Source organism: Pseudomonas alcaligenes, from assembly GCF_014490745.1.
Lineage (GTDB): Bacteria > Pseudomonadota > Gammaproteobacteria > Pseudomonadales > Pseudomonadaceae > Aquipseudomonas > Aquipseudomonas alcaligenes_C.
This window is the reverse complement of sequence record NZ_LZEU01000001.1, coordinates 886,484-907,383: the sequence shown is the minus strand read 5'-3', so window position 1 is coordinate 907,383 and position 20,900 is coordinate 886,484. Positions and strand designations below refer to the sequence as shown.

Here is a 20,900-nt window from a genome sequence, read left to right as displayed (position 1 = left end):
TGCGCATCCGCACAGCTCTCGCGGGATCCGCGTCTCAGTCAAACCGTGGAATAACGTTGGCCTTGTCGATCATGTCGATCGGCAACAGGAATTCGTGGTCATCCACCAGCACCACCACGTCCTGCTCCTCCACACCGCGGAGAAGGCCCTGGAAATTGCGTCGCCCCTCGAAGGGAGAACGCAGTTTGATCTTCACCTGCTCACCCACATGCTTGGTGAACTGTTCAAGGGTGAACAGCGGCCGATCCATGCCAGGAGAGGACACCTCGAGGGTGTATTCGCTGGCGATCGGATCTTCGACATCCAGCACGCCACTGATCTGGCGGCTGACTTTTTCGCAGTCCTCCACCAGGATGCCGTTGGCATGATCGATATAAATACGCAGCAAGGAATGCCGGCCCTGGGAGATGAACTCGACCCCCCAGCATTGGTAGCCAAGCGACTCGACCACCGGAGCCAGCAGGTCCTGCAACTGTTCTAGCTTGCTCGACACCCGAAGCCCTCCGCGCATGCCGTAGAAATAAAAAATGGGCGAAACGCCCATCCATCGAGCCACCTGACCACAATGGTCGGCAGCAGACTGTCAAGCTAACAAAAAGCCCCTGAAAAGGGGCTTATCTACTACTGGTTGCGGGGGCTGGATTTGAACCAACGACCTTCGGGTTATGAGCCCGACGAGCTACCAGACTGCTCCACCCCGCGTCAAAGCTGGGCGAAGAGTATACGGTCGTTACCCCGGAGGGTCAACCGAACCGCCAAAACGGCAAGACCCGCACTAAGCGGGTCTTGCCTTGTATGGTACCGAGGAGGGGACTCGAACCCCTACAGCCTATGGCCACTACCACCTCAAGGTAGCGTGTCTACCAATTCCACCACCTCGGCAAAAACGGGTGTTACTTCTGCTCTGGAGCTTGAGGTACGTCGGATTTTTCAACATCCGACTTTTGCTCTTCGAGCACCGGCACATCGCTTGCCGGCTTATTCTGTTGCACTTCAAGCGCCGCCGGATCCGGCAAACCTGCTTGGCTTATATTATCAGCTTTTTCTTTAGCAAAGAACGCTAAACCCAAGCTGGTAATGAAAAAAGCTGCGGCGAGTATAGCAGTAAAGCGACTCAGAAAGGTAGCAGAACCTTGGCTGCCAAACACGGTTGCCGAAGCACCGGCACCGAAGGAAGCACCCGCATCAGCACCCTTACCCTGCTGCAGCAGAACCAGAGCAACTACGCCCAGAGCCCCCAGCAGATGGACAACAACTACGACTGTTTCCAGCATTCTCAGTTTCCTGCTGCGCGGCAAATCGCGCCAAACTCATCCGCATTCAGAGAGGCCCCACCAATGAGCCCCCCATCGATGTCCGGCATACCGAACAATTCGACAGCATTGGCAGCCTTGACGCTGCCGCCGTACAAAATCCTCACACCGCGCGCGACCTCGGCATTCTCTGCCGCCAGCTGCGCACGAATGGCAGCATGAACTTCCTGCGCTTCTTGCGGCGTCGCCGTCAGCCCGGTACCAATGGCCCAGACCGGCTCATAAGCCACTACCGCCTGCGCGAAAGCCCCTACACCCAACTCTTCGATCACGCTACCCAACTGAGCAGCAACCACCTCGAGCGTCTTGCCTGCCTGACGCTGCTCCAGCGTCTCGCCGACACACAGCACCGGCACCAGACCACAGGATTGCGCCGCAGCAAACTTGCGACTGAGCAGATCGTCACGCTCACCGAGAATCAGGCGACGCTCCGAATGCCCGACCAGCACCAGCGTACAGCCGGCATCAGCCAATTGACTGGGAGCAACCTCGCCCGTCAGGGCACCCTGCATCGGCTCAACCGCGCAATTCTGGGCACCGACGGCAATCGACTTGCCATCCAGCCCCATGATCACCTGATTGATGTACAGGCATGGCGGCATAACCGCCACATCGACACCGGCCGGCAGAGCCAGATGACGAAGTCCCTTGATCAGCTCTGCGACGCTGGCGCGGGTACCGTGCATTTTCCAGTTACCAGCTACCAGGGGGCGACGCATGCCAGACCTCGTCGATCAAAGTGGGCGCAGATGTTACCCAAGAGCTTATGCACTGGCAAGCCGATTCAGGCACAGACTTCGGTGACCACTTTGGCCAGCTCTTCGGCATAGCCACGCACCTGATTTTCGTCATCGCCCTCGACCATCACGCGCACCAGCGGCTCGGTACCGGACTTGCGCAGCAGCACGCGACCGCGCCCCGCCATGCGCTCGGTGACCCGCGCGCAGGCATCCTTAACCGCCGGATGCTCGACCGGATCGACACCACCAGCAAAACGCACATTGATCAGCACCTGCGGACACTTGCGCAAGACCTGACGCGCCTCGGCCAGAGTCTGCTCGCTGCGCTTGAGCGCCATCAGCACCTGCAGCGAAGCGATGATCGCATCGCCAGTGGTGGTGTGCTGGCAGCACACCAAGTGCCCGGAGTTTTCTCCACCTAGCTGCCAGTCGCGCTCAAGCAATTCAGCCATGACATAGCGGTCGCCCACCTTGGCACGAGTGAAGGGAATGCCCAGCTCGGCGAGCCCCAGCTCCAGGCCGAGATTGCTCATCAGCGTACCCACCACGCCACCCTGCAGCTTGCCGCGCGCCTGCAGGTCACGGGCGATGATGTACAGCAGCTCATCGCCATCGACCACCGCACCGGTGTGATCGATCATCAGCACGCGATCGCCGTCGCCATCGAAGGCGATGCCGATGTCGGCATGCTGGGCCAGCACCTCAGCCTGCAGCGCGTCGACATGGGTCGAGCCGCAATTCTCGTTGATGTTCAAGCCGTTCGGCTGGACCCCCAGCACCGAGACCTGCGCCCCCAGCTCGCGAAACACACTGGGCGCCACCTTGTAGGTGGCGCCGTGAGCGCAATCGATCACCAGCTTGAGGCCGGCAAAACTGGTGCTGCTCGGCACGCTGCTCTTGCAGAACTCGATGTAGCGCCCGGCCGCATCATTGATCCGCGAAACCTTGCCCAGCTGCGCCGAGTCGACCACGGTCATCGGCTGATCGAGCAGTTCCTCGATCATCAGCTCGACCTCGTCCGGTAGCTTGGTGCCTTTGCCGGAGAAGAACTTGAAGCCATTGTCGTAGTGCGGGTTGTGCGAAGCACTGATGACGATGCCCGCCTCCGCCTGGAAGGTGCGAGTCAGGTAGGCGATAGCCGGCGTAGGCATGGGGCCGAGCAGCATCACATCCGCACCGGCAGCCACCAGCCCGGCCTCCAAGGCCGATTCGAACATATAACCGGAGATGCGCGTGTCCTTGCCAATCAGGATGCGGCACTTGCCCTGCTTGCGGAAGGCCATACCGGCCGCCCAGCCCAGCTTGAGAATGAAGTCCGGGGTAATCGGGAACTGGCCAACATGGCCACGGATACCATCGGTACCGAAATATTTTCTGCTCATAGAGACTCCAGACCTTCTTATTCTGCGGCTTCCACGGCGGCAATCATGCGCACCGCATCGACGGTTTGCGCCACATCATGCACCCGCAGGATACGCGCACCCTTGGCCACCGCCACGGCCGCCAGGGCCAGGCCGCCATACAGGCGCTCATTCACTTCACGCTGCAGCACTTGCCCGATCATGCTCTTGCGCGACACCCCTACCAGCAGCGGACGCCCGAGCTCATGCAGGGCCTCCAGGTGCTTGAACAGGCTCAGGTTGTGCGCCAGGGTCTTGGCAAAGCCGAAGCCTGGGTCGAGTAGCACGCGCTCGCCGGCGATCCCGGCCGCCACACAGGCCGCCATGCGTTCGCGCAGGAACGCAGCCACCTCGGCAACTACGTCATGGTAATGCGGATCCTGCTGCATGGTGCCGGGCTCACCCAGCATGTGCATAAGACAAACCGGCAAGCCGGTATCGGCTGCCGCCTGCAAGGCACCTTCGCGGCGCAGGCTGCGAACATCATTGATCAGCCCAGCACCCAGCCGTGCGCCTTCGCGCATCACCGCAGGCGTCGAGGTATCCAGGGAAATCACCACATCCAGCTCGGCCGCAATCGCCTCCACGGCCGGCGCCACCCGCTCCAGCTCTTCCACCGGAGAAACGGGACGCGCCCCAGGGCGCGTGGACTCGCCACCGACATCGATCAGAGTGGCACCTGCCGCGACCATCTCGGCCGCATGCCGCAGAGCCGCATCGCGAGCCGCGAAACGGCCGCCGTCGGAAAAGGAGTCAGGGGTGACGTTGAGGATACCCATCACATGCGGACGGGCCAGATCGAGAACCCGGCTGCCACATGCCAGCCGGGTCGGGTACTGCGGAAAACTCATGCGCCGACCTTAATGCTCGCCAGCCGGGCCGCCGATCGGCGTTTGCGGACGCTGCACTTCTTCCTTGGGCGCGTTCGGCGTGCCGGAACCATCATGCCAGTCACGCGGCTCGCGCGGAGTACGCCCAGCCATGATGTCGTCGATCTGATCGGCATCGATGGTTTCGTACTTCATCAGCGCATCAGCCATGGCATCCAGCTTGTCGCGGTTTTCTTCCAGCAGGCGCTTGGCGGTGGCATAGCAGCCATCGATCAGGCTGCGCACCTCGTCGTCGATCAGCTTGGCCGTCTCACCGGATACATTGGCGTGCTGGCTGCCGGCACTGCGACCGAGGAACACTTCACCCTCTTCTTCGGCATACATCAGCGGCCCAAGCTTCTCGGACAGGCCCCACTTGGTCACCATGTTCCGCGCCAGACGAGTGGCCCGCATGATGTCGTTGGATGCGCCGGTGGTAACACCATCGAAGCCCAGGGTCATTTCCTCAGCAATCCGCCCACCGAACAGCGAGCAGATCTGGCTGACCAGGGCGCGCTTGGACAGGCTGTAGCGATCCTCTTCCGGGAGGAACATGGTCACGCCCAGGGCGCGGCCGCGCGGAATGATCGACACCTTGTAGACCGGGTCGTGCTCGGGCACCAGGCGCCCGACGATGGCGTGACCCGCCTCGTGGTAAGCGGTGTTGAGCTTCTCCTTCTCGGACATGACCATCGATTTGCGCTCGGCGCCCATCATGATCTTGTCCTTGGCCAGCTCGAATTCCTTCATTTCCACCAGGCGCTTGCTGGCGCGAGCAGCGAACAGCGAGGCCTCGTTGACCAGGTTGGCCAGGTCGGCACCGGAGAAGCCCGGCGTGCCGCGGGCAATCACCGCCGGTTCGACGTTGTCACCAACCGGCACCTTGCGCATGTGCACCTTGAGAATCTGCTCGCGACCACGGATATCCGGCAGACCGACCACCACCTGGCGGTCGAAGCGGCCCGGACGCAGCAGCGCCGGATCCAGCACATCCGGACGGTTGGTGGCGGCAATGACGATGATGCCGTCGTTCATCTCGAAGCCATCCATCTCCACCAGCAGCTGGTTGAGGGTCTGCTCGCGCTCGTCGTGACCGCCCCCCAGGCCGGCGCCACGATGGCGACCGACGGCGTCGATCTCGTCGATAAAAATGATGCACGGCGCATGCTTCTTGGCCTGCTCGAACATGTCGCGCACGCGGGAGGCGCCGACACCGACGAACATCTCGACGAAGTCGGAGCCGGAAATAGTGAAGAACGGCACCTTGGCCTCGCCGGCAATCGCCTTGGCCAGCAGGGTCTTACCGGTACCGGGCGGGCCGACCATCAGCACGCCACGCGGAATGCGACCGCCGAGGCGCTGGAACTTGCCCGGATCGCGGAGGAACTCGACCAGCTCGCCGACCTCCTCCTTGGCCTCGTCGCAACCGGCGACGTCAGCCAGGGTAGTCTTGACCTGATCTTCGGAGAGCAGACGCGCCTTGGACTTGCCGAAGCTCATCGGGCCGCCGCGGCCACCGCCGCCGCCCTGCATCTGGCGCATGAAGAACATGAACACGGCGATGATCACCAGGATCGGGAAGCTGGCCACCAGCAACTGGGTCCAGATGCTCTGGCGCTCTGGCTGCTTGCCGACGATCTCGACGTTGTTGTCGATCAGATCCTTGATCAACCCGCGGTCTTCGATGGCCGGGCGCACCGTTTCGAACTTGGTGCCGTCGAGGTTGCTACCGCTGATGATGTAGCCATCCACGGTCACCTGCTTGACCTTGCCCTGCTGTACCTGCTGGATGAACTCGGAATAGTTCAGCTTGCCGGACTCGCTCGGGCTGGAGAAGTTGTTCATCACGGTGACCAGTACAGCCGCGATGATCAGCCACAGGATCAGGTTCTTTGCCATGTCGTTCAATTAGCTACCCTCTGAAGCGAGCCCCGTCCTGAAACGCGCTTCGCATAACGGCTTGAGATATACCCGCCTAACTTACTACACAAGCCCGCACCTGGCAGGCATCGTCTGTAACCCTTTATGAGCCTGCGCGCGGGGCATCTGACCGACGGCAGCTACTGCGGTTCCAGTCTAGGCCTCGCCCAAGCCCCATGCGAGCAGGTATTGCCCAACACAGAAACATGACCAGCGCCTGATCGGCAAGCCTCACTCCCCTCATATGGGGGCCATATCGGAAATCACAAGGCCGGCATGCAACGCCCCAGCCCACGGCAACCAGCTCGCGAGGCACCGAACACTCACCCCGCCACCGCCAGCTACGCTTCGCCCACGGCCAGCAAGCCGTGATTAGCTGGGCGCAGCCGAGCATGCTCGGGTACACTACGCCGTTTTTACACTTCAGAAATCGTCCGGGCTTTCGGCAGCGAAGCCAGGCCAGGTGATATAGGTGGGAATCTGCATCAGGCGGCTTTCCAGCCGGCACCCAGCCGCTAACGCGTTGCGTTTCCGGCGGTTTCCCAGTCGCAGAGGCAGATCATGGCGCTTACCAACGAGCAGAAGAAACACTTCAAATCCATCGGCCACCACCTGAAGCCGGTTCTGATCGTCGCCGAGAACGGCCTGACCGAAGGCGTGCTGGCCGAGCTGGAGCGGGCGCTGAACGATCACGAGCTGATCAAGGTGCAGTTCCGTCTGACCGAGCGCGATGACCGCCGCGCCCTGATCGACGAACTGGCCGCAGTCGGCCGCTGCGAGCTGGTACAGGTCATCGGCAAGATGGCTCTGGTCTACCGCAAGAACCCCAAGCCCAACAAGAACCTCTCCAACATCCACCGCTATCAGGCCTGATAGCGCCGGCGCCGGGCTGCCTCAGCGGCGGCCCGCTCCCGGCAGGGGCTGCAGCACCAGCAGCAGCCCGCATAGCGCCACCACCATGTAGTTGAACATCAGCCAGCGCTCCGCCCCCGGCTGCCATTGGCGCACCAGAAAGAACACCAGGCCCATGCCCAGCACGACCAGCAGCAGCTGACCGCGCAGGTCGCGCCACAGGCTGCGCACGCCCTCGGCCTGCACCAGCAGCACCGCCTGCAGCAACGCACAGAAGGTCGCGAAACCGATCAGCAGCGGGCTCAGGGTGGCGTGGATGGTTTGCACCAGCAGCGGCGCCAGGCCCATCTCGCCCAGCGCCGGGCGCATGACGAAGTACAGCAGCCACAGGCCGCCGACCCAGAAGGTCTGGGCCAGCTGCCAGGCCATGGCGCCGGCGCGCAGCGGCTGCGCCTTAAAGATGGCGGACTTCGACAATCTCGTACTCGACCAGACCGCTCGGCGTTTTCACCGCGACCACATCACCCTCGTCCTTGCCGACCAGGGCGCGAGCGATGGGCGAGCTGACCGACAGCTTGCCCTGCTTGATGTCGGCTTCGTCCTCACCAACGATCTGGTAGGTCACGCTCTCATCGGTCTCGCAGTTGGCGATCTCGACGGTGGTGCCGAAGATCACTTTGCCGGTATGGGCAATGGTGGTGACATCGATGATCACCGCATTCTGCAGACGACCCTCGATATCACGGATACGCGCCTCGACCATGCCCTGCTGCTCGCGGGCGGCGTGATACTCGGCGTTCTCCTTGAGATCGCCAAGCTCGCGCGCTTCACCGATGTCCTGGCTGAGCTTGGGACGCACCACCTTGGTCAGGTGCGTCAGCTCTTCTTCCAGGGCGCGCGCGCCCTGGACGGTCATGGGGTATTTATTCATGCCTTGATTCCTGCATGCAGATCCTGCAGCCGGCGCACGGTCTTCTCGGGACCGAACTTGAGCGCCTCGCAGACCGCCTGCCCCGCCGCGATGGTGGTGGTGCAGTAGATCTTGTGCTGCAGAGCGTTACGACGGATGGAGTAGGAGTCAGCGATGGACTGACGACCTTCGGTGGTGTTGATGATCAGGGTGACCTCGTCATTCTTGATCATGTCGACCACGTGTGGGCGGCCTTCGGTCACCTTGTTCACCCGGCGTACCGGCAGGCCGGCAGCCTCGATCACCTTGGCGGTACCGGCGGTAGCGACCACCTCGAAGCCCAGCGCCACCAGGTCACGGGCGACCTGCACCGCTTCCGGCTTGTCGTCCTCGCGCACGCTGATGAAAGCGCAGCCGGAGTTCGGCAGGATCTCACTGGCACCGACCTGAGCCTTGGCGAAGGCCTCGCCGAAGCTGTCGCCGACACCCATCACTTCACCGGTAGACTTCATTTCCGGGCCGAGGATCGGGTCGACGCCCGGGAACTTGGCGAACGGGAACACCGCTTCCTTGACGCTGAAGAACGGCGGGATGATTTCCTTGGTGTAGCCCACCTCGGCCAGGCTCTTGCCAGCCATGACCCGGGCCGCCACCTTGGCCAGCGACTCGCCGACGCACTTGGAGACGAACGGCACGGTACGCGAGGCGCGCGGGTTCACTTCGATGACGTAGATGTCCTCGCCCTGCACGGCCATCTGCACGTTCATCAGACCAACCACGCCGAGCTCCAGGGCCATTTTCTTGACCTGCTCGCGGATCTCGTCCTGGATGTGCTTGGGCAGCGAGTACGGCGGCAGCGAGCAAGCGGAGTCACCGGAGTGCACGCCGGCCTGTTCGATGTGCTGCATGATCGCGCCGATCACCACGGTCTCGCCGTCGCACACCGCATCCACGTCCACCTCGATGGCGCAGTTGAGGAAGCGATCGAGCAGCACCGGGCTGTCGTTGGAGACTTTGACGGCCTCACGCATATAGCGCTTGAGTTCTTCTTCCTGGTAGACGATCTCCATCGCGCGGCCGCCCAGTACGTAGGACGGACGCACCACCATCGGGTAGCCGATGCCCTTGGACAGGGCCAGGGCCTCGTCTTCGCTGCGCGCAGTGGCGTTGGCCGGCTGGCGCAGGCCAAGGCGCTGCACCATCTGCTGGAAGCGCTCGCGGTCTTCGGCGCGGTCGATGGCTTCAGGGCTGGTACCGATGATCGGTACACCGGCCTCTTCCAGGGCGCGGCAGATCTTCAGCGGGGTCTGGCCACCGTACTGCACGATCACGCCCTTCGGCTGCTCGACGCGGACGATTTCCAGCACGTCTTCCAGGGTTACCGGCTCGAAGTACAGGCGGTCGGAGGTGTCGTAGTCGGTGGAGACGGTTTCCGGGTTGCAGTTGACCATGATGGTCTCGTAACCGTCTTCACGCATGGCCAGCGCCGCGTGCACGCAGCAGTAGTCGAACTCGATACCCTGGCCGATGCGGTTGGGGCCGCCGCCGAGGATCATGATCTTCTCGCGGCTCGACGGCGCGGCCTCGCACTCTTCCTCGTAGGTCGAGTACATGTAGGCGGTGTCGGTAGCGAATTCGGCGGCGCAGGTGTCGACGCGCTTGTACACCGGCAGCACTTTCAGCTTGTGGCGGTGGGCGCGCAGGCTCTTCTCGGAAACGCCGAGCAGCTTGGCTAGGCGCGCATCGGAGAAGCCCTTGCGCTTGAGCTTGAACATCAGATCAAAATCGATGGAGGACAGGCCGAGGGTCTTGACCTTCTCCTCATCCTTGACCAGATCCTCGATCTGCACCAGGAACCACTCGTCGATGCGGGTCAGCTCGAACACTTCGGCGATGGTCTTGCCGGCGCGGAAGGCATCGGCCACGTACCAGATGCGGTCGGCACTCGGCACGGTCAGCTCGCGGCGCAGGGTGCTCTCGGCTTCCGGGTCGTTCAGGTCGAGCTTCTCGTCGAAGCCGGCAACGCCGACTTCCAGGCCGCGCAGGGCTTTCTGCACGGACTCCTGGAAGGTGCGGCCGATGGCCATGACTTCACCAACGGACTTCATCTGGGTGGTCAGGCGGGCGTCGGCTTTCGGGAACTTCTCGAAGGCGAAACGCGGGATCTTGGTCACGACGTAGTCGATGGCCGGCTCGAACGAAGCCGGGGTGCGACCGCCGGTGATGTCGTTCTGCAGCTCGTCGAGGGTGTAGCCGACAGCCAGCTTGGCGGCGATCTTCGCGATCGGGAAACCAGTGGCCTTGGAAGCCAGGGCCGAGGAACGCGACACGCGCGGGTTCATCTCGATCACCACCATGCGGCCGGTGTTCGGGCAGATGCCGAACTGCACGTTGGAGCCGCCGGTTTCCACGCCGATCTCGCGCAGCACCGCCAGCGAGGCGTTGCGCATGATCTGGTATTCCTTGTCGGTCAGGGTCTGCGCCGGAGCCACGGTGATCGAGTCGCCGGTGTGCACGCCCATCGGGTCGAAGTTCTCGATGGAGCAGACGATGATGCAGTTGTCCTTCTTGTCGCGGACTACCTCCATCTCGTATTCCTTCCAGCCGATCAGCGATTCGTCGATCAGCAGCTCGCTGGTCGGCGACAGATCCAGGCCGCGGGCGCAGATCTCTTCGAACTCTTCACGGTTGTAGGCGATGCCGCCGCCGGTGCCACCCATGGTGAAGGACGGACGGATGATGCAGGGGAAGCCGACCTTCTCCAGCACGCCGTAGGCTTCTTCCATGTTGTGGGCGATGCCGGAAACCGGGCAGGCCAGGCCGATGTCTTTCATCGCCTTGTCGAAGCGCGAACGGTCTTCGGCCTTGTCGATGGTGTCGGCGTTGGCGCCGATCATCTCGACGCCGAATTTTTCCAGGATGCCGTGCTTTTCCAGATCCAGGGCGCAGTTCAGCGCGGTCTGGCCGCCCATGGTCGGCAGCAGGGCGTCCGGGCGCTCCTTCTCGATGATCTTGGCCACGGTGGCCCACTTGATCGGCTCGATGTAGGTGGCGTCAGCCATGGCCGGGTCGGTCATGATGGTGGCCGGGTTGGAGTTCACCAGGATGACGCGGAAGCCTTCTTCCTTCAGGGCCTTGCACGCCTGAGCGCCGGAGTAGTCGAACTCGCAGGCCTGGCCGATGACGATGGGGCCGGCGCCGAGGATCAGGATGCTTTTGATGTCTGTACGTTTTGGCATGGTTCTTACTCGAATCCTTGGGTCAGTCGGCGTGGCTTAGCGGCGCTTGGCCATGGCTTCGATGAAGCGGTCGAACAGCGGGGCGACGTCGTGCGGGCCCGGGCTGGCTTCCGGGTGGCCCTGGAAGCTGAAGGCCACCTTGTCGGTGCGTTCGATGCCCTGCAGGGTGCCGTCGAACAGCGACTTGTGGGTGGCGCGCAGGTTGGCCGGCAGGCTCGGCTCGTCCACGGCGAAACCGTGGTTCTGGCTGGTGATCATCACCACGCCGCTGTCGAGATCCTGTACCGGGTGGTTGGCGCCGTGGTGACCGGTGCCCATCTTCACGGTCTTGGCGCCGGAGGCCAGGGCCAGCAGCTGGTGGCCGAGGCAGATGCCGAACAGCGGAATCTCGGTCTCGAGGATCTGCTTGATCGCGGCGATAGCGTAGTCGCACGGCTCGGGGTCGCCTGGGCCGTTGGAGAGGAACACGCCGTCCGGGTTCAGCGCCAGCACTTCGCTGGCCGGAGTCTGCGCCGGCACCACAGTCAGGCGGCAGCCGCGGGCGACCAGCATGCGCAGGATGTTCAGCTTGACCCCGTAGTCGTAGGCGACCACGTGGTAGGGCAGCTCGCTGGCGGCGATCTGCGGGTGGCTGTCGCTCTTCAGCTCCCACACGCTCTCGCGCCACTCGTAGCGCTCGGTGGCGCTGACCACCTTGGCCAGATCCATGCCTTTCAGGCCGGGGAAGCTGCGCGCCAGCTCCAGGGCTTTTTCCTCGGTGGCGTCGTCGCCAACCAGGATGCAGCCGTTCTGCGAACCCTTCTCGCGCAGGATGCGGGTCAGGCGACGGGTGTCGATGCCGGCGATGGCAACGGTGCCGTTGGCCTTCAGATACTCCGGCAGCGACTGCTTGTCGCGCCAGCTGGAGGACAGCAGCGGCAGGTCGCGAATGATCAGGCCGGCAGCCCAGACGCGGTTGGACTCGGCGTCTTCCGGGGTGGTACCGGTGTTGCCGATGTGCGGATAGGTCAGCGTGACTATCTGCTGGGCATAGGAAGGATCGGTGAGGATTTCCTGATAGCCGGTCATGGCCGTGTTGAACACGACCTCGCCGATGGTATGGCCGTCGGCCCCGATGGCGTCGCCGCGGAAAATGCTACCGTCGGCTAGGGCGAGTATGGCTGGCTTAGTCAAGAAGACCTCCCTTAGATCTGGAACTTGCACAAACGCAGGTTGTAAAAAAGCGGGATGACGTATTGACCGTCACCCCGCTTCTTTATCTGATTCATTCTGCGCAACTTTTAGTGGACACACTAAAGCGGAAAGCTTACAGGAAAAGCCCCAAAATCGAAAGCCGAATGCCGGCAAAAACGACGAAATCCCTTCCATTTCAAGCGCCAGCCACCGCCACCCCTGGCCCTGCGACAGATTGACAGCCCCCCTTGCCACTTAGAATGGGTACCTCCCACAGGTTTCGCCAAGGAAAGCAGCAATGCGTACCTATCTAAGTATCAGCGAAGCCGCCAGCCTGCTCGGCATCAGCGCACAGCATGTGCGCACCCTCTGCCGCAACCAGGAACTACAGGCCGAGAAGATCGGCAACAGCTGGGTCATCGACCCCGACAGCGTGACCAGCTACGGACTCAGAACCGCCCACATGATTGCAATGGATCACCCTGCCCACCCGGCGCCCGACCGCCAGGCAGGCAAGCCGATCGCCCTGAGCTTCTTCTCGGGCGCCATGGGCCTCGACCTCGACCTGGAAAAGGCTGGTTTCGATATCCGCCTGACCTGCGAGTTCAACAAGTACTGCCGGCAGACCATCACCCTCAACCGCCCGGACACCGCCCTGCTCGGCGACATCAACGACTACAGCGCCGAACAGGTGCTGCAGGCTGCCCAGGTCAGTGCCAGCGAAGTCGACCTGATAGTCGGCGGCCCACCCTGCCAGGCCTTCAGCACCGCCGGCAAGCGCAAGGCGTTCAACGACGACCGCGGCAACGCCTTCCTCAAGTACATCGACCTGGCGCTGACCATTCGTCCGCGCCTGATCGTCATCGAGAACGTCCGCGGCCTGCTGTCGTGCCCCATGGATCATCGTCCGCACGACCAGCGCGGGCCGGAATTCCCCGACCTGTCGCAGGACGAGATGAAGGGCGGCGCCCTTAACTTCGTGCTCAGCAAGCTGCAGCTGGCCGGCTACACCTGCAGCTTCAACCTGTACAGCGCGGCCAACTTCGGCACCCCGCAGATCCGCGAGCGGGTGATCATCATCTGCTCGCGCGACGGCGTGCAGGCGCCCTTCCTCACCCCGACCCACGCGGAAAACGGCGAGCACGGCCTGCCGCGCTGGCGCACCTTCCGCGAGGCGGTACAGGGCCTGGAGCGCCATGACCACCTGAACTTCCCGGAAAAGCGCCTGAAGTACTACCGCCTGCTCGGCCCCGGGCAGAACTGGCGCAGCCTGACCCCGGAACTGCAGCGAGAAGCCCTGGGCAAGTCCTACTTCGCCGGCGGCGGCAAGACCGGTTTCCTGCGCCGCCTGAGCTGGGACAAACCGGCCCCGACCCTGGTGACCCACCCGGCCATGCCGGCCACCGACCTGGCCCACCCGCAAGCCGAGCGACCGCTGTCGATCCAGGAATACAAACGCTTGCAGGAATTCCCGGACGACTGGCAACTGGCCGGCCCGCTGATCGAGCAGTACAAGCAGGTCGGCAATGCCGTACCAGTGAGTCTGGGCTATGCAGTGGGGCGCCTGGTGCGCGACCTGCTGCAGGACAAGGCCAAGCAGCCGCCCCGCGACTTCCGCTTCTCGCGCTACCAGGCCACCGCCCACGACGAATGGCTACAGCAGTTCAGGCAACAGACCGCCAAGGCCCTGCCCCACCCCGAACCCGCCTGAGGCCACTCAGGCGCCGGCGCGCCTGTCAGTCCTGGGCGGAATCGAGGCAAATTAGACGACCCCAGACGATGACGCCCTGCACCACCAGGCAAGCCAGCCCCTGGCGGGGCCAGCCAGCGGGTCAGTTCAGCCCCAGCACATCCTGCATGTCGTACAGGCCGGCCGGCTGGCTCTGCAGCCAGAGCGCCGCACGTACCGCGCCGCGGGCGAAGGTCATGCGACTGGAAGCCTTGTGGGTGATCTCCACGCGCTCGCCATCGGCGGCGAACAGCACGGTGTGGTCGCCCACCACGTCGCCGGCACGCACGGTGGCGAAGCCGATGGTCTCGCGCTCGCGGGCGCCGGTCTGGCCTTCACGGCCATACACCGCCACCTTCTGCAGGTCGCGCCCCAGGGCATTGGCCACCACTTCGCCCATGCGCAGGGCAGTACCGGACGGCGCGTCGACCTTGTGGCGGTGGTGGGCCTCGACGATCTCGATATCGACATCGTCGCCCAGCACACGGGCGGCGGTGTCCAGCAGCTTCAGGCAGAGATTGACGCCGACGCTGTAGTTGGCCGCGAAGACGATCGGAATCTGCTTGGCCGCCTCGCTCAGCAGCAGCTTCTCCTCCGGCGAGAAACCGGTGGTGCCAATGACCATGGCCTTGCCGGCCTGGCGGCAGATTTCCAGGTTCTTCAGGGTTACCGAGGGGTGGGTGAAGTCGATCAGCACATCGAACTGATCGAGCACCGCATTCAGGTCACCCGCCAGGGTCACACCGATCTTGCCCAGCGCTGCCAGCTCGCCAGCGTCGGCGCCGATCAGGCTGCTGTCCGGACGATCGATCGCCGCGCTCAGTTGGGCGCCATCGGCCTGGCCGACCGCCTCGATGAGGATCTTGCCCATGCGCCCGGCGGCGCCCATCACTGCAATACGTCGCATAACCTGTTCCTTAGAGCTTGCTTACGATCTCGCGAGCTAGAGCCAGGCTAGGCAAAAACAGGCGAGGAAGCGGAGTTTACAAGTAGTAAATGAGCATTCCGAGCCTGTTTTTAACGACGCCTGGCCGACGCGCAGCAGATCGCGGGCAGCTCTTAGATATCGCCGAAGAAGCGCTTCACGCCATCGAACCAGCCGCTGGCCTTGGGCGAATGGGAGCTGTCGCCTTCCAGCGACTTGCGGAACTCTTCCAGCAGCTCGCGCTGACGCTTGTCCAGGTTGACCGGGGTTTCCACCGCCACCTTGCACAGCAGGTCGCCAGCACCGCCACCACGCACCGGAGCCACGCCCTTGCCACGCAGGCGGAACAGCTTGCCGGTCTGGGTGCCTTCCGGAATCTTCAGTTTGACCCGGCCATCCAGGGTCGGCACTTCCAGCTCGCCGCCCAGCGCCGCGTCGGCGAAGCTGATCGGCACTTCACAGTACAGGTGCTTGCCATCACGCTGGAAGATTGCGTGCTCGCGCACGTTGACCACTACGTACAGGTCACCCGCCGGACCACCCAGGCTGCCGGCTTCGCCTTCGCCGGACAGGCGGATGCGGTCACCGGTATCGACGCCAGCCGGCACCTTGACCGACAGGGTCTTGCTCTCTTCCACGCGCCCCTGGCCGTGGCAGCTGCCACAGGGGTCGGTGATCATCTTGCCGTTGCCATGGCAACGCGGGCAGGTCTGCTGCACCGAGAAGAAGCCCTGCTGCATGCGCACCTGACCGATGCCGCCGCAGGTGGTACAGGTCACCGGGCTGGTGCCCTTCTTGGCCCCGGAACCATCGCAGGTCTTGCAGTTGACCAGGGTCGGCACGCGGATGGTCACGGTGGTGCCGCGCACCGCCTCTTCCAGATCCAGTTCCAGGGTGTAGCGCAGGTCGCTGCCACGCTGGGCGCCACCACGCGAGCCGCCACGGCCGCCACCGAAGAAGTCGCTGAACACATCGCCGAAGATGTCGGAGAAGTTGGCGCCGCCAAAGCCGCCGGCACCGCCGCCACCCATCTGCGGATCGACCCCGGCATGCCCGTACTGGTCATAGGCCGAGCGCTTGCTGGCATCGGAGAGTACTTCGTAGGCCTCGTTGGCCTCCTTGAATTTCTCTTCCGCGGCCTTGTCGTCCGGGTTGCGGTCGGGATGGTACTTCATCGCCAGACGGCGATAGGCCTTCTTCAGATCCGCCTCGCTGGCGCCGCGCTCGACACCGAGCACTTCGTAAAAATCACGTTTGGCCATAAATCCTTAACACCTCTGATTCACAGGCTCCAGACACGCCAACGCGGGAGCAAGCCCCCGCGTGGAGAATCGCCGACCACCAAGGGTCGGCTGGCACCTTAGTAAGCGGGGCTTACTTGCTGTCCTTGACCTCTTCGAACTCGGCATCGACCACGTCGTCGGCCGCGTCCTGGGCTGCATCGGCACCTGCCTCGGCAGCGCCCGGCTGGGGCTGCTCGGCGTACATCTTCTGCGCCAGCGGGGTGGTCACTTCGGACAGCGCGTTCATCTTCGCCTCGATGGCCGCCTTGTCGTCGCCCTTCACGGCAACTTCCAGCTCGCCCAGGGCTTTCTCGATGGCCGCCTTCTCTTCGGCAGTGGCCTTGTCGCCCGCCTCGGTGATCATCTTGCGGGTGGCATGCACCAGGCCGTCGCCCTGGTTGCGGGCGGTGACCAGCTCTTCGAACTTGCGGTCTTCCTCGGCGTTGGCCTCGGCGTCACGCACCATCTGCTCGATTTCTTCCTCGGACAGACCGGAGTTAGCCTTGATCACGATGGACTGCTGCTTGCCGGTGGCCTTGTCTTTGGCGCCGACGTGCAGGATGCCGTTGGCGTCGATGTCGAAGGTCACTTCGATCTGCGGCACGCCACGTGGAGCCGGCGGAATCTCGGCCAGGTCGAACTTGCCCAGCGACTTGTTCTGCGCGGCCTGCTTGCGCTCACCCTGCAGCACGTGAATGGTCACGGCGGACTGGTTGTCGTCGGCGGTGGAGAACACCTGCGACTTCTTGGTCGGGATGGTGGTGTTCTTCTCGATCAGCGCGGTCATCACGCCACCCATGGTTTCGATACCCAGGGTCAGCGGGGACACGTCGAGCAGCAGCACGTCCTTGACGTCGCCAGCCAGTACGGCGCCCTGAATGGCAGCACCGATGGCCACGGCTTCGTCCGGGTTGACGTCCTTGCGCGCTTCCTTGCCGAAGAACTCGGCAACCTTCTGCTGCACCAGCGGCATGCGGGTCTGGCCGCCGACCAGGATCACTTCGTCGATGCTGCCAACGTCCAGACCGGAGTCTTTCAGGGCGGTACGGCACGGCTCGATGGTACGGGCAACCAGGTCTTCAACCAGAGCTTCCAGCTTGGCGCGGGAAATCTTCACGTTGAGGTGCTTCGGACCGGTAGCGTCGGCAGTGATGTACGGCAGGTTGACGTCGGTCTGCTGGGCGGACGACAGTTCGATCTTGGCTTTTTCAGCGGACTCTTTCAGGCGCTGCATGGCCAGCGGATCGCCTTTCAGGTCGATACCGGACTCTTTCTTGAACTCGTCGACGAGGTAGTCGATCAGACGGATGTCGAAGTCCTCACCACCGAGGAAGGTGTCACCGTTGGTGGCCAGCACTTCGAACTGGTGCTCGCCGTCGACTTCGGCGATCTCGATCACCGATACGTCGAAGGTACCGCCACCCAGGTCATAGACGATCACGGTGTGGTCGCCCTTGCCCTTGTCCATGCCGTAGGCCAGCGCAGCCGCGGTCGGCTCGTTGATGATGCGCTTGACTTCCAGACCAGCGATGCGGCCGGCGTCTTTGGTGGCCTGGCGCTGGCTGTCGTTGAAATACGCAGGAACGGTGATTACCGCTTCGGTTACGGCCTCGCCGAGGTAGTCTTCGGCGGTTTTCTTCATTTTCTTCAGGACTTCCGCAGAAATCTGCGGCGGTGCCATCTTCTGGCCCTTCACCTCGACCCAGGCGTCACCGTTGTCGGCCTTGGCGATCTTGTACGGCACCATCTTGATGTCTTTCTGTACCACTTCTTCTTCGAAGCGGCGGCCGATCAGGCGCTTCACCGCGTACAGGGTGTTGTGCGGGTTGGTCACTGCCTGACGCTTGGCGGACTGGCCGACCAGGGTCTCGCCATCGTTGGCGTAGGCGATGATGGACGGCGTGGTGCGCGCGCCTTCGGCGTTCTCGATGACCTTGACGCTACCGTTTTCCAGGATGGCGACGCAGGAGTTGGTAGTCCCCAGGTCGATACCGATGATCTTGCCCATATTCACTCTCTCCGAAACTGTGTCTTTAACCTTGAGTACGTCGCGGCGCTTGCTGGCTCGCGGCGTCAGCTACTAATTCGCTTGCTTAAACAGATGGGGCCGGCCCGCAGGATTTCAAGCCTGCTCGTCGATCGAGGGCGGCGCGGCGGCCGGCGCCTTGCTCACCACCACCATGGCCGGGCGCAGCAGGCGACCGTTGAGCAGGTAGCCCTTCTGGAACACCTTGAGCACGGAGTTCGGCTCGACATGGGTGCTCTCTTCCATGGCCATCGCCTGGTGGTGCTCCGGATTGAACGGCGCGCCATGCGGGTCGACCGCCTCCAGCTGGTAACGCTTGAGGGTGTCGTGGAACAGCTTGAGGGTCAGCTCGACGCCTTCGCGCACGGCCTTGATTGCCTCGTCGTTGGGGTTGGACAGTTCCAGCCCGCGCTCCAGGCTGTCGACTACCGGCAGCAGGTCATTGGCGAATTTTTCCAGGGCGAACTTGTGCGCCTTCTCCACATCCTGCTCGGCGCGGCGGCGCACGTTCTGCAGATCCGCGGCAACCCGCAGCGACTGATCCTGGGCCGTCGCCAGCTGCTCTTCGAGCGCTTGCACGCGCGCCGCCAGGTCTTCACCAGCCACCGCCTCGGCAGTCTGCTCGTCCTGTGGGATCTGGGTGTCCAGGGTCTGTTCGTCGGCCATCGGGTCCTCCTGTCAATACGTCTGCGGGTCATGGCCCGCGCTTCTGTCGCCTATATGGGGCCTGACCGCAGGCTTTCAAGGGTTATTGTCAGAACAAAATAAAACACTGTATAAATAGCCAGCACAAACTTTGCGGAGCACATTCCATGCTGGTGCACCTGTCCGTTCACAACTACGCCATCGTCGAACACCTCGACCTCGAACTGCAGCGCGGCATGTCGGTAATCACCGGCGAAACCGGTGCCGGCAAATCGATCATGCTCGACGCCCTCGGCCTGGCCCTGGGTGATCGCGCCGACAGCGGCGTGGTGCGTCCGGGCGCGGACAAGGCGGACATCCTCGCCAGCTTCGACCTGGAGGACATCGCCGAGGCCCGCGCCTGGCTGGCCGAGCGCGACCTGGACAACGACGGCCCGTGCATCCTGCGCCGGGTGATCACCAGCGAAGGCCGCTCGCGCGGCTACATCAACGGCACGCCCTGCCCGCTCGGCGACCTCAAGGCCCTGGGCGAGCTGCTGATCGACATCCACAGCCAGCACGAGCACCAGTCGCTGCTCAAGCCGGACACCCACCGTCGCCTGCTCGACGAATACGCCGGCAGCCAGGAACTGGCGCGCCAGGTGCAACTGGCCGCCCAGCGCTGGCGCCAGACCCGCCAGGAACTGCAACGCCTGTCGTCGAGTGGCGATGAACAACGCGCCCGCCACCAGTTGCTCAGCTACCAGCTGGAAGAGCTGGAAAACCTGGCCCTGGGCGACAACGAACTGGAACAGCTGGAACAGGAACACAAGACCCTGAGCAATGCCGAACAGCTGCTCGGCGCCTGCCGCCAGGTACTCGAGCTGTGCAGCGAGAGCGATGCCGGCAACGTGCTCTCGGCCCTCACCGCCAGCCTCAACCGCCTCGGCGCCTTCAGCGGCCAGCCCGGCGCCCTGAGCGAAGCCAGCAACCTGTTGGCCAGCGCGCAGATCCAGGTTGAGGAAGCAGTCGGCGAACTGAACCGCTTCATCGACCACTTCGACGCCGACCCGCAGCGCCAGCAATTGCTGGAAGAACGCCTGGACACCATCTACAGCCTGGCGCGCAAGCACCGCATCCAGCCGACCGAACTGGGTGAACTGCAGCAACGCCTGCTGGAGGAACTGGAAGGCCTCAACGCCGACGACGAGGCCCAGGAGCGCCTGGGCGAGGAGCTGGCCGCCTACCAGCGTCACTACAACGAGAAGGCCGCCGAACTGAGCGCCCTGCGCCAGCAGGCCGCCGGCCGCTTGGCCGCCGCGGCGCAGGAAGAGATGCAGACCCTGGGCATGCCCGGCGGCCGCTTCAGCATCGAGCTGGCGACCGGTAGCAGCGAAGAGCCGCAACCCCATGGCCTGGAGCAGGTGGAGTTCCTGGTCAGCGCCAACCCCGGCCAGCCGCTGAAATCCCTGGCCAAGGTTGCCTCCGGCGGCGAGCTGTCGCGCATCAGCCTGGCGATCCAGGTGATCACCGCGCAGACCTCACGGGTGCCAACCCTGGTGTTCGACGAAGTCGACGTCGGCATCGGCGGCCCCACCGCCGAAGTGGTCGGCCAACTGCTGCGCCGCCTTGGCGAACGCGGCCAGGTACTGACCGTCACCCACCTGCCGCAGGTTGCCGCCCAGGGCCACAACCACCTGTTCGTGCACAAGCAGCGCGGCAGTGCGGAAACCCGCACCGCCGTGGCCAGCCTGGACATTCCCCAGCGGGTCGAGGAAGTGGCGCGCATGCTCGGCGGCGTCGACCTCACCGAGGAATCCCTGCAGCACGCGCGCAAGATGCTGACCAAGGCCCAGGCCTGATCAGCAGCCACAAAAAAGGCGCCTACGGGCGCCTT

Annotated in this window: 17 protein-coding genes and 2 tRNA genes; 3 read left to right on the top strand and 16 right to left on the bottom strand. The window is 63.5% G+C overall.

Going from position 1 to position 20,900, the window contains the following annotated elements; translation table 11 throughout:
* Positions 1 to 34: 34 nt before the first annotated feature.
* From rimP to ftsH, 8 genes are all read right to left on the bottom strand, one after another.
* Positions 35 to 493, bottom strand: a complete 459-nt coding sequence (gene rimP / locus A9179_RS04060; RefSeq protein WP_187808495.1) for a ribosome maturation factor RimP — start codon at positions 491 to 493, stop codon at positions 35 to 37.
* Positions 494 to 625: 132 nt separating this feature from the next.
* Positions 626 to 702: transfer RNA gene (locus A9179_RS04055), tRNA-Met, on the bottom strand.
* A 94-nt stretch (positions 703 to 796) separates the two neighbouring features.
* Positions 797 to 882 (bottom strand) — tRNA-Leu (locus A9179_RS04050).
* Positions 883 to 893: 11 nt separating this feature from the next.
* The gene (secG, locus tag A9179_RS04045) at positions 894 to 1,274 is read right to left on the bottom strand and encodes a preprotein translocase subunit SecG (RefSeq protein ID WP_187804572.1); all 381 of its coding nucleotides are present in this window, start codon (positions 1,272 to 1,274) and stop codon (positions 894 to 896) included.
* Between the two features lie 2 nt (positions 1,275 to 1,276).
* Entirely contained in the window at positions 1,277 to 2,032 is a 756-nt protein-coding gene (gene tpiA / locus A9179_RS04040) for a triose-phosphate isomerase (RefSeq protein WP_187804571.1), read from the bottom strand.
* Between the two features lie 65 nt (positions 2,033 to 2,097).
* Complete coding sequence (gene glmM / locus A9179_RS04035; protein ID WP_187804570.1) at positions 2,098 to 3,435, bottom strand: phosphoglucosamine mutase; 1,338 nt, start codon at positions 3,433 to 3,435, stop codon at positions 2,098 to 2,100.
* A 17-nt stretch (positions 3,436 to 3,452) separates the two neighbouring features.
* Complete coding sequence (gene folP / locus A9179_RS04030) at positions 3,453 to 4,304, bottom strand: dihydropteroate synthase (protein WP_187804569.1); 852 nt, start codon at positions 4,302 to 4,304, stop codon at positions 3,453 to 3,455.
* Positions 4,305 to 4,313: 9 nt separating this feature from the next.
* A complete protein-coding gene (ftsH, locus tag A9179_RS04025) occupies positions 4,314 to 6,221 on the bottom strand; it encodes an ATP-dependent zinc metalloprotease FtsH (RefSeq protein ID WP_187804568.1) in 1,908 nt (635 codons plus the stop codon).
* Between the two features lie 582 nt (positions 6,222 to 6,803).
* On the opposite strand from ftsH, the gene yhbY reads away from it, so the two are divergent.
* Entirely contained in the window at positions 6,804 to 7,115 is a 312-nt protein-coding gene (gene yhbY, locus A9179_RS04020) for a ribosome assembly RNA-binding protein YhbY (RefSeq protein WP_187804567.1), read from the top strand.
* Between the two features lie 21 nt (positions 7,116 to 7,136).
* Here the strand turns inward: yhbY and A9179_RS04015 are convergent, their stop codons facing one another.
* From A9179_RS04015 to carA, 4 genes are read right to left on the bottom strand one after another with little or no spacing between them, the layout of a single operon-like run.
* Complete coding sequence (locus A9179_RS04015) at positions 7,137 to 7,538, bottom strand: DUF4149 domain-containing protein (protein WP_187808494.1); 402 nt, start codon at positions 7,536 to 7,538, stop codon at positions 7,137 to 7,139.
* 10 nt (positions 7,539 to 7,548) lie between these two features.
* The gene (greA, locus tag A9179_RS04010) at positions 7,549 to 8,025 is read right to left on the bottom strand and encodes a transcription elongation factor GreA (protein WP_187804566.1); all 477 of its coding nucleotides are present in this window, start codon (positions 8,023 to 8,025) and stop codon (positions 7,549 to 7,551) included.
* On the bottom strand, positions 8,022 to 11,243 hold the full coding sequence (gene carB, locus A9179_RS04005; RefSeq protein ID WP_187804565.1) for a carbamoyl-phosphate synthase large subunit: 3,222 nt from the start codon (positions 11,241 to 11,243) through the stop codon (positions 8,022 to 8,024). The genes greA and carB overlap by 4 nt, the downstream gene beginning before the upstream one ends.
* Positions 11,244 to 11,279: 36 nt before the next feature.
* Positions 11,280 to 12,416 carry a glutamine-hydrolyzing carbamoyl-phosphate synthase small subunit gene (gene carA / locus A9179_RS04000; RefSeq protein ID WP_187804564.1) on the bottom strand — a complete coding sequence of 379 codons (1,137 nt, stop codon included), beginning with the start codon at positions 12,414 to 12,416 and terminating at the stop codon, positions 11,280 to 11,282.
* Between the two features lie 298 nt (positions 12,417 to 12,714).
* On the opposite strand from carA, the gene A9179_RS03995 reads away from it, so the two are divergent.
* Positions 12,715 to 14,127 carry a DNA cytosine methyltransferase gene (locus tag A9179_RS03995; RefSeq protein WP_187804563.1) on the top strand — a complete coding sequence of 471 codons (1,413 nt, stop codon included), beginning with the start codon at positions 12,715 to 12,717 and terminating at the stop codon, positions 14,125 to 14,127.
* A 121-nt stretch (positions 14,128 to 14,248) separates the two neighbouring features.
* On the opposite strand, the gene dapB is transcribed toward A9179_RS03995, so the two are convergent.
* From dapB to grpE, 4 genes are all read right to left on the bottom strand, one after another.
* Entirely contained in the window at positions 14,249 to 15,052 is an 804-nt protein-coding gene (dapB, locus tag A9179_RS03990) for a 4-hydroxy-tetrahydrodipicolinate reductase (protein WP_187804562.1), read from the bottom strand.
* A gap of 152 nt (positions 15,053 to 15,204) precedes the next feature.
* Positions 15,205 to 16,332: a molecular chaperone DnaJ gene (dnaJ, locus tag A9179_RS03985; RefSeq protein WP_187804561.1), complete on the bottom strand. Its 1,128-nt coding sequence runs from the start codon at positions 16,330 to 16,332 to the stop codon at positions 15,205 to 15,207.
* Between the two features lie 112 nt (positions 16,333 to 16,444).
* A complete protein-coding gene (dnaK, locus tag A9179_RS03980; protein ID WP_187804560.1) occupies positions 16,445 to 18,361 on the bottom strand; it encodes a molecular chaperone DnaK in 1,917 nt (638 codons plus the stop codon).
* A gap of 114 nt (positions 18,362 to 18,475) precedes the next feature.
* Positions 18,476 to 19,045 (bottom strand): nucleotide exchange factor GrpE, encoded by a 570-nt coding sequence (gene grpE, locus A9179_RS03975; RefSeq protein WP_187804559.1) that lies wholly within the window; start codon positions 19,043 to 19,045, stop codon positions 18,476 to 18,478.
* A gap of 146 nt (positions 19,046 to 19,191) precedes the next feature.
* Between grpE and recN the strand changes: the two genes are divergently transcribed.
* Positions 19,192 to 20,865: a DNA repair protein RecN gene (gene recN / locus A9179_RS03970; RefSeq protein ID WP_187804558.1), complete on the top strand. Its 1,674-nt coding sequence runs from the start codon at positions 19,192 to 19,194 to the stop codon at positions 20,863 to 20,865.
* Positions 20,866 to 20,900: the final 35 nt, after the last annotated feature.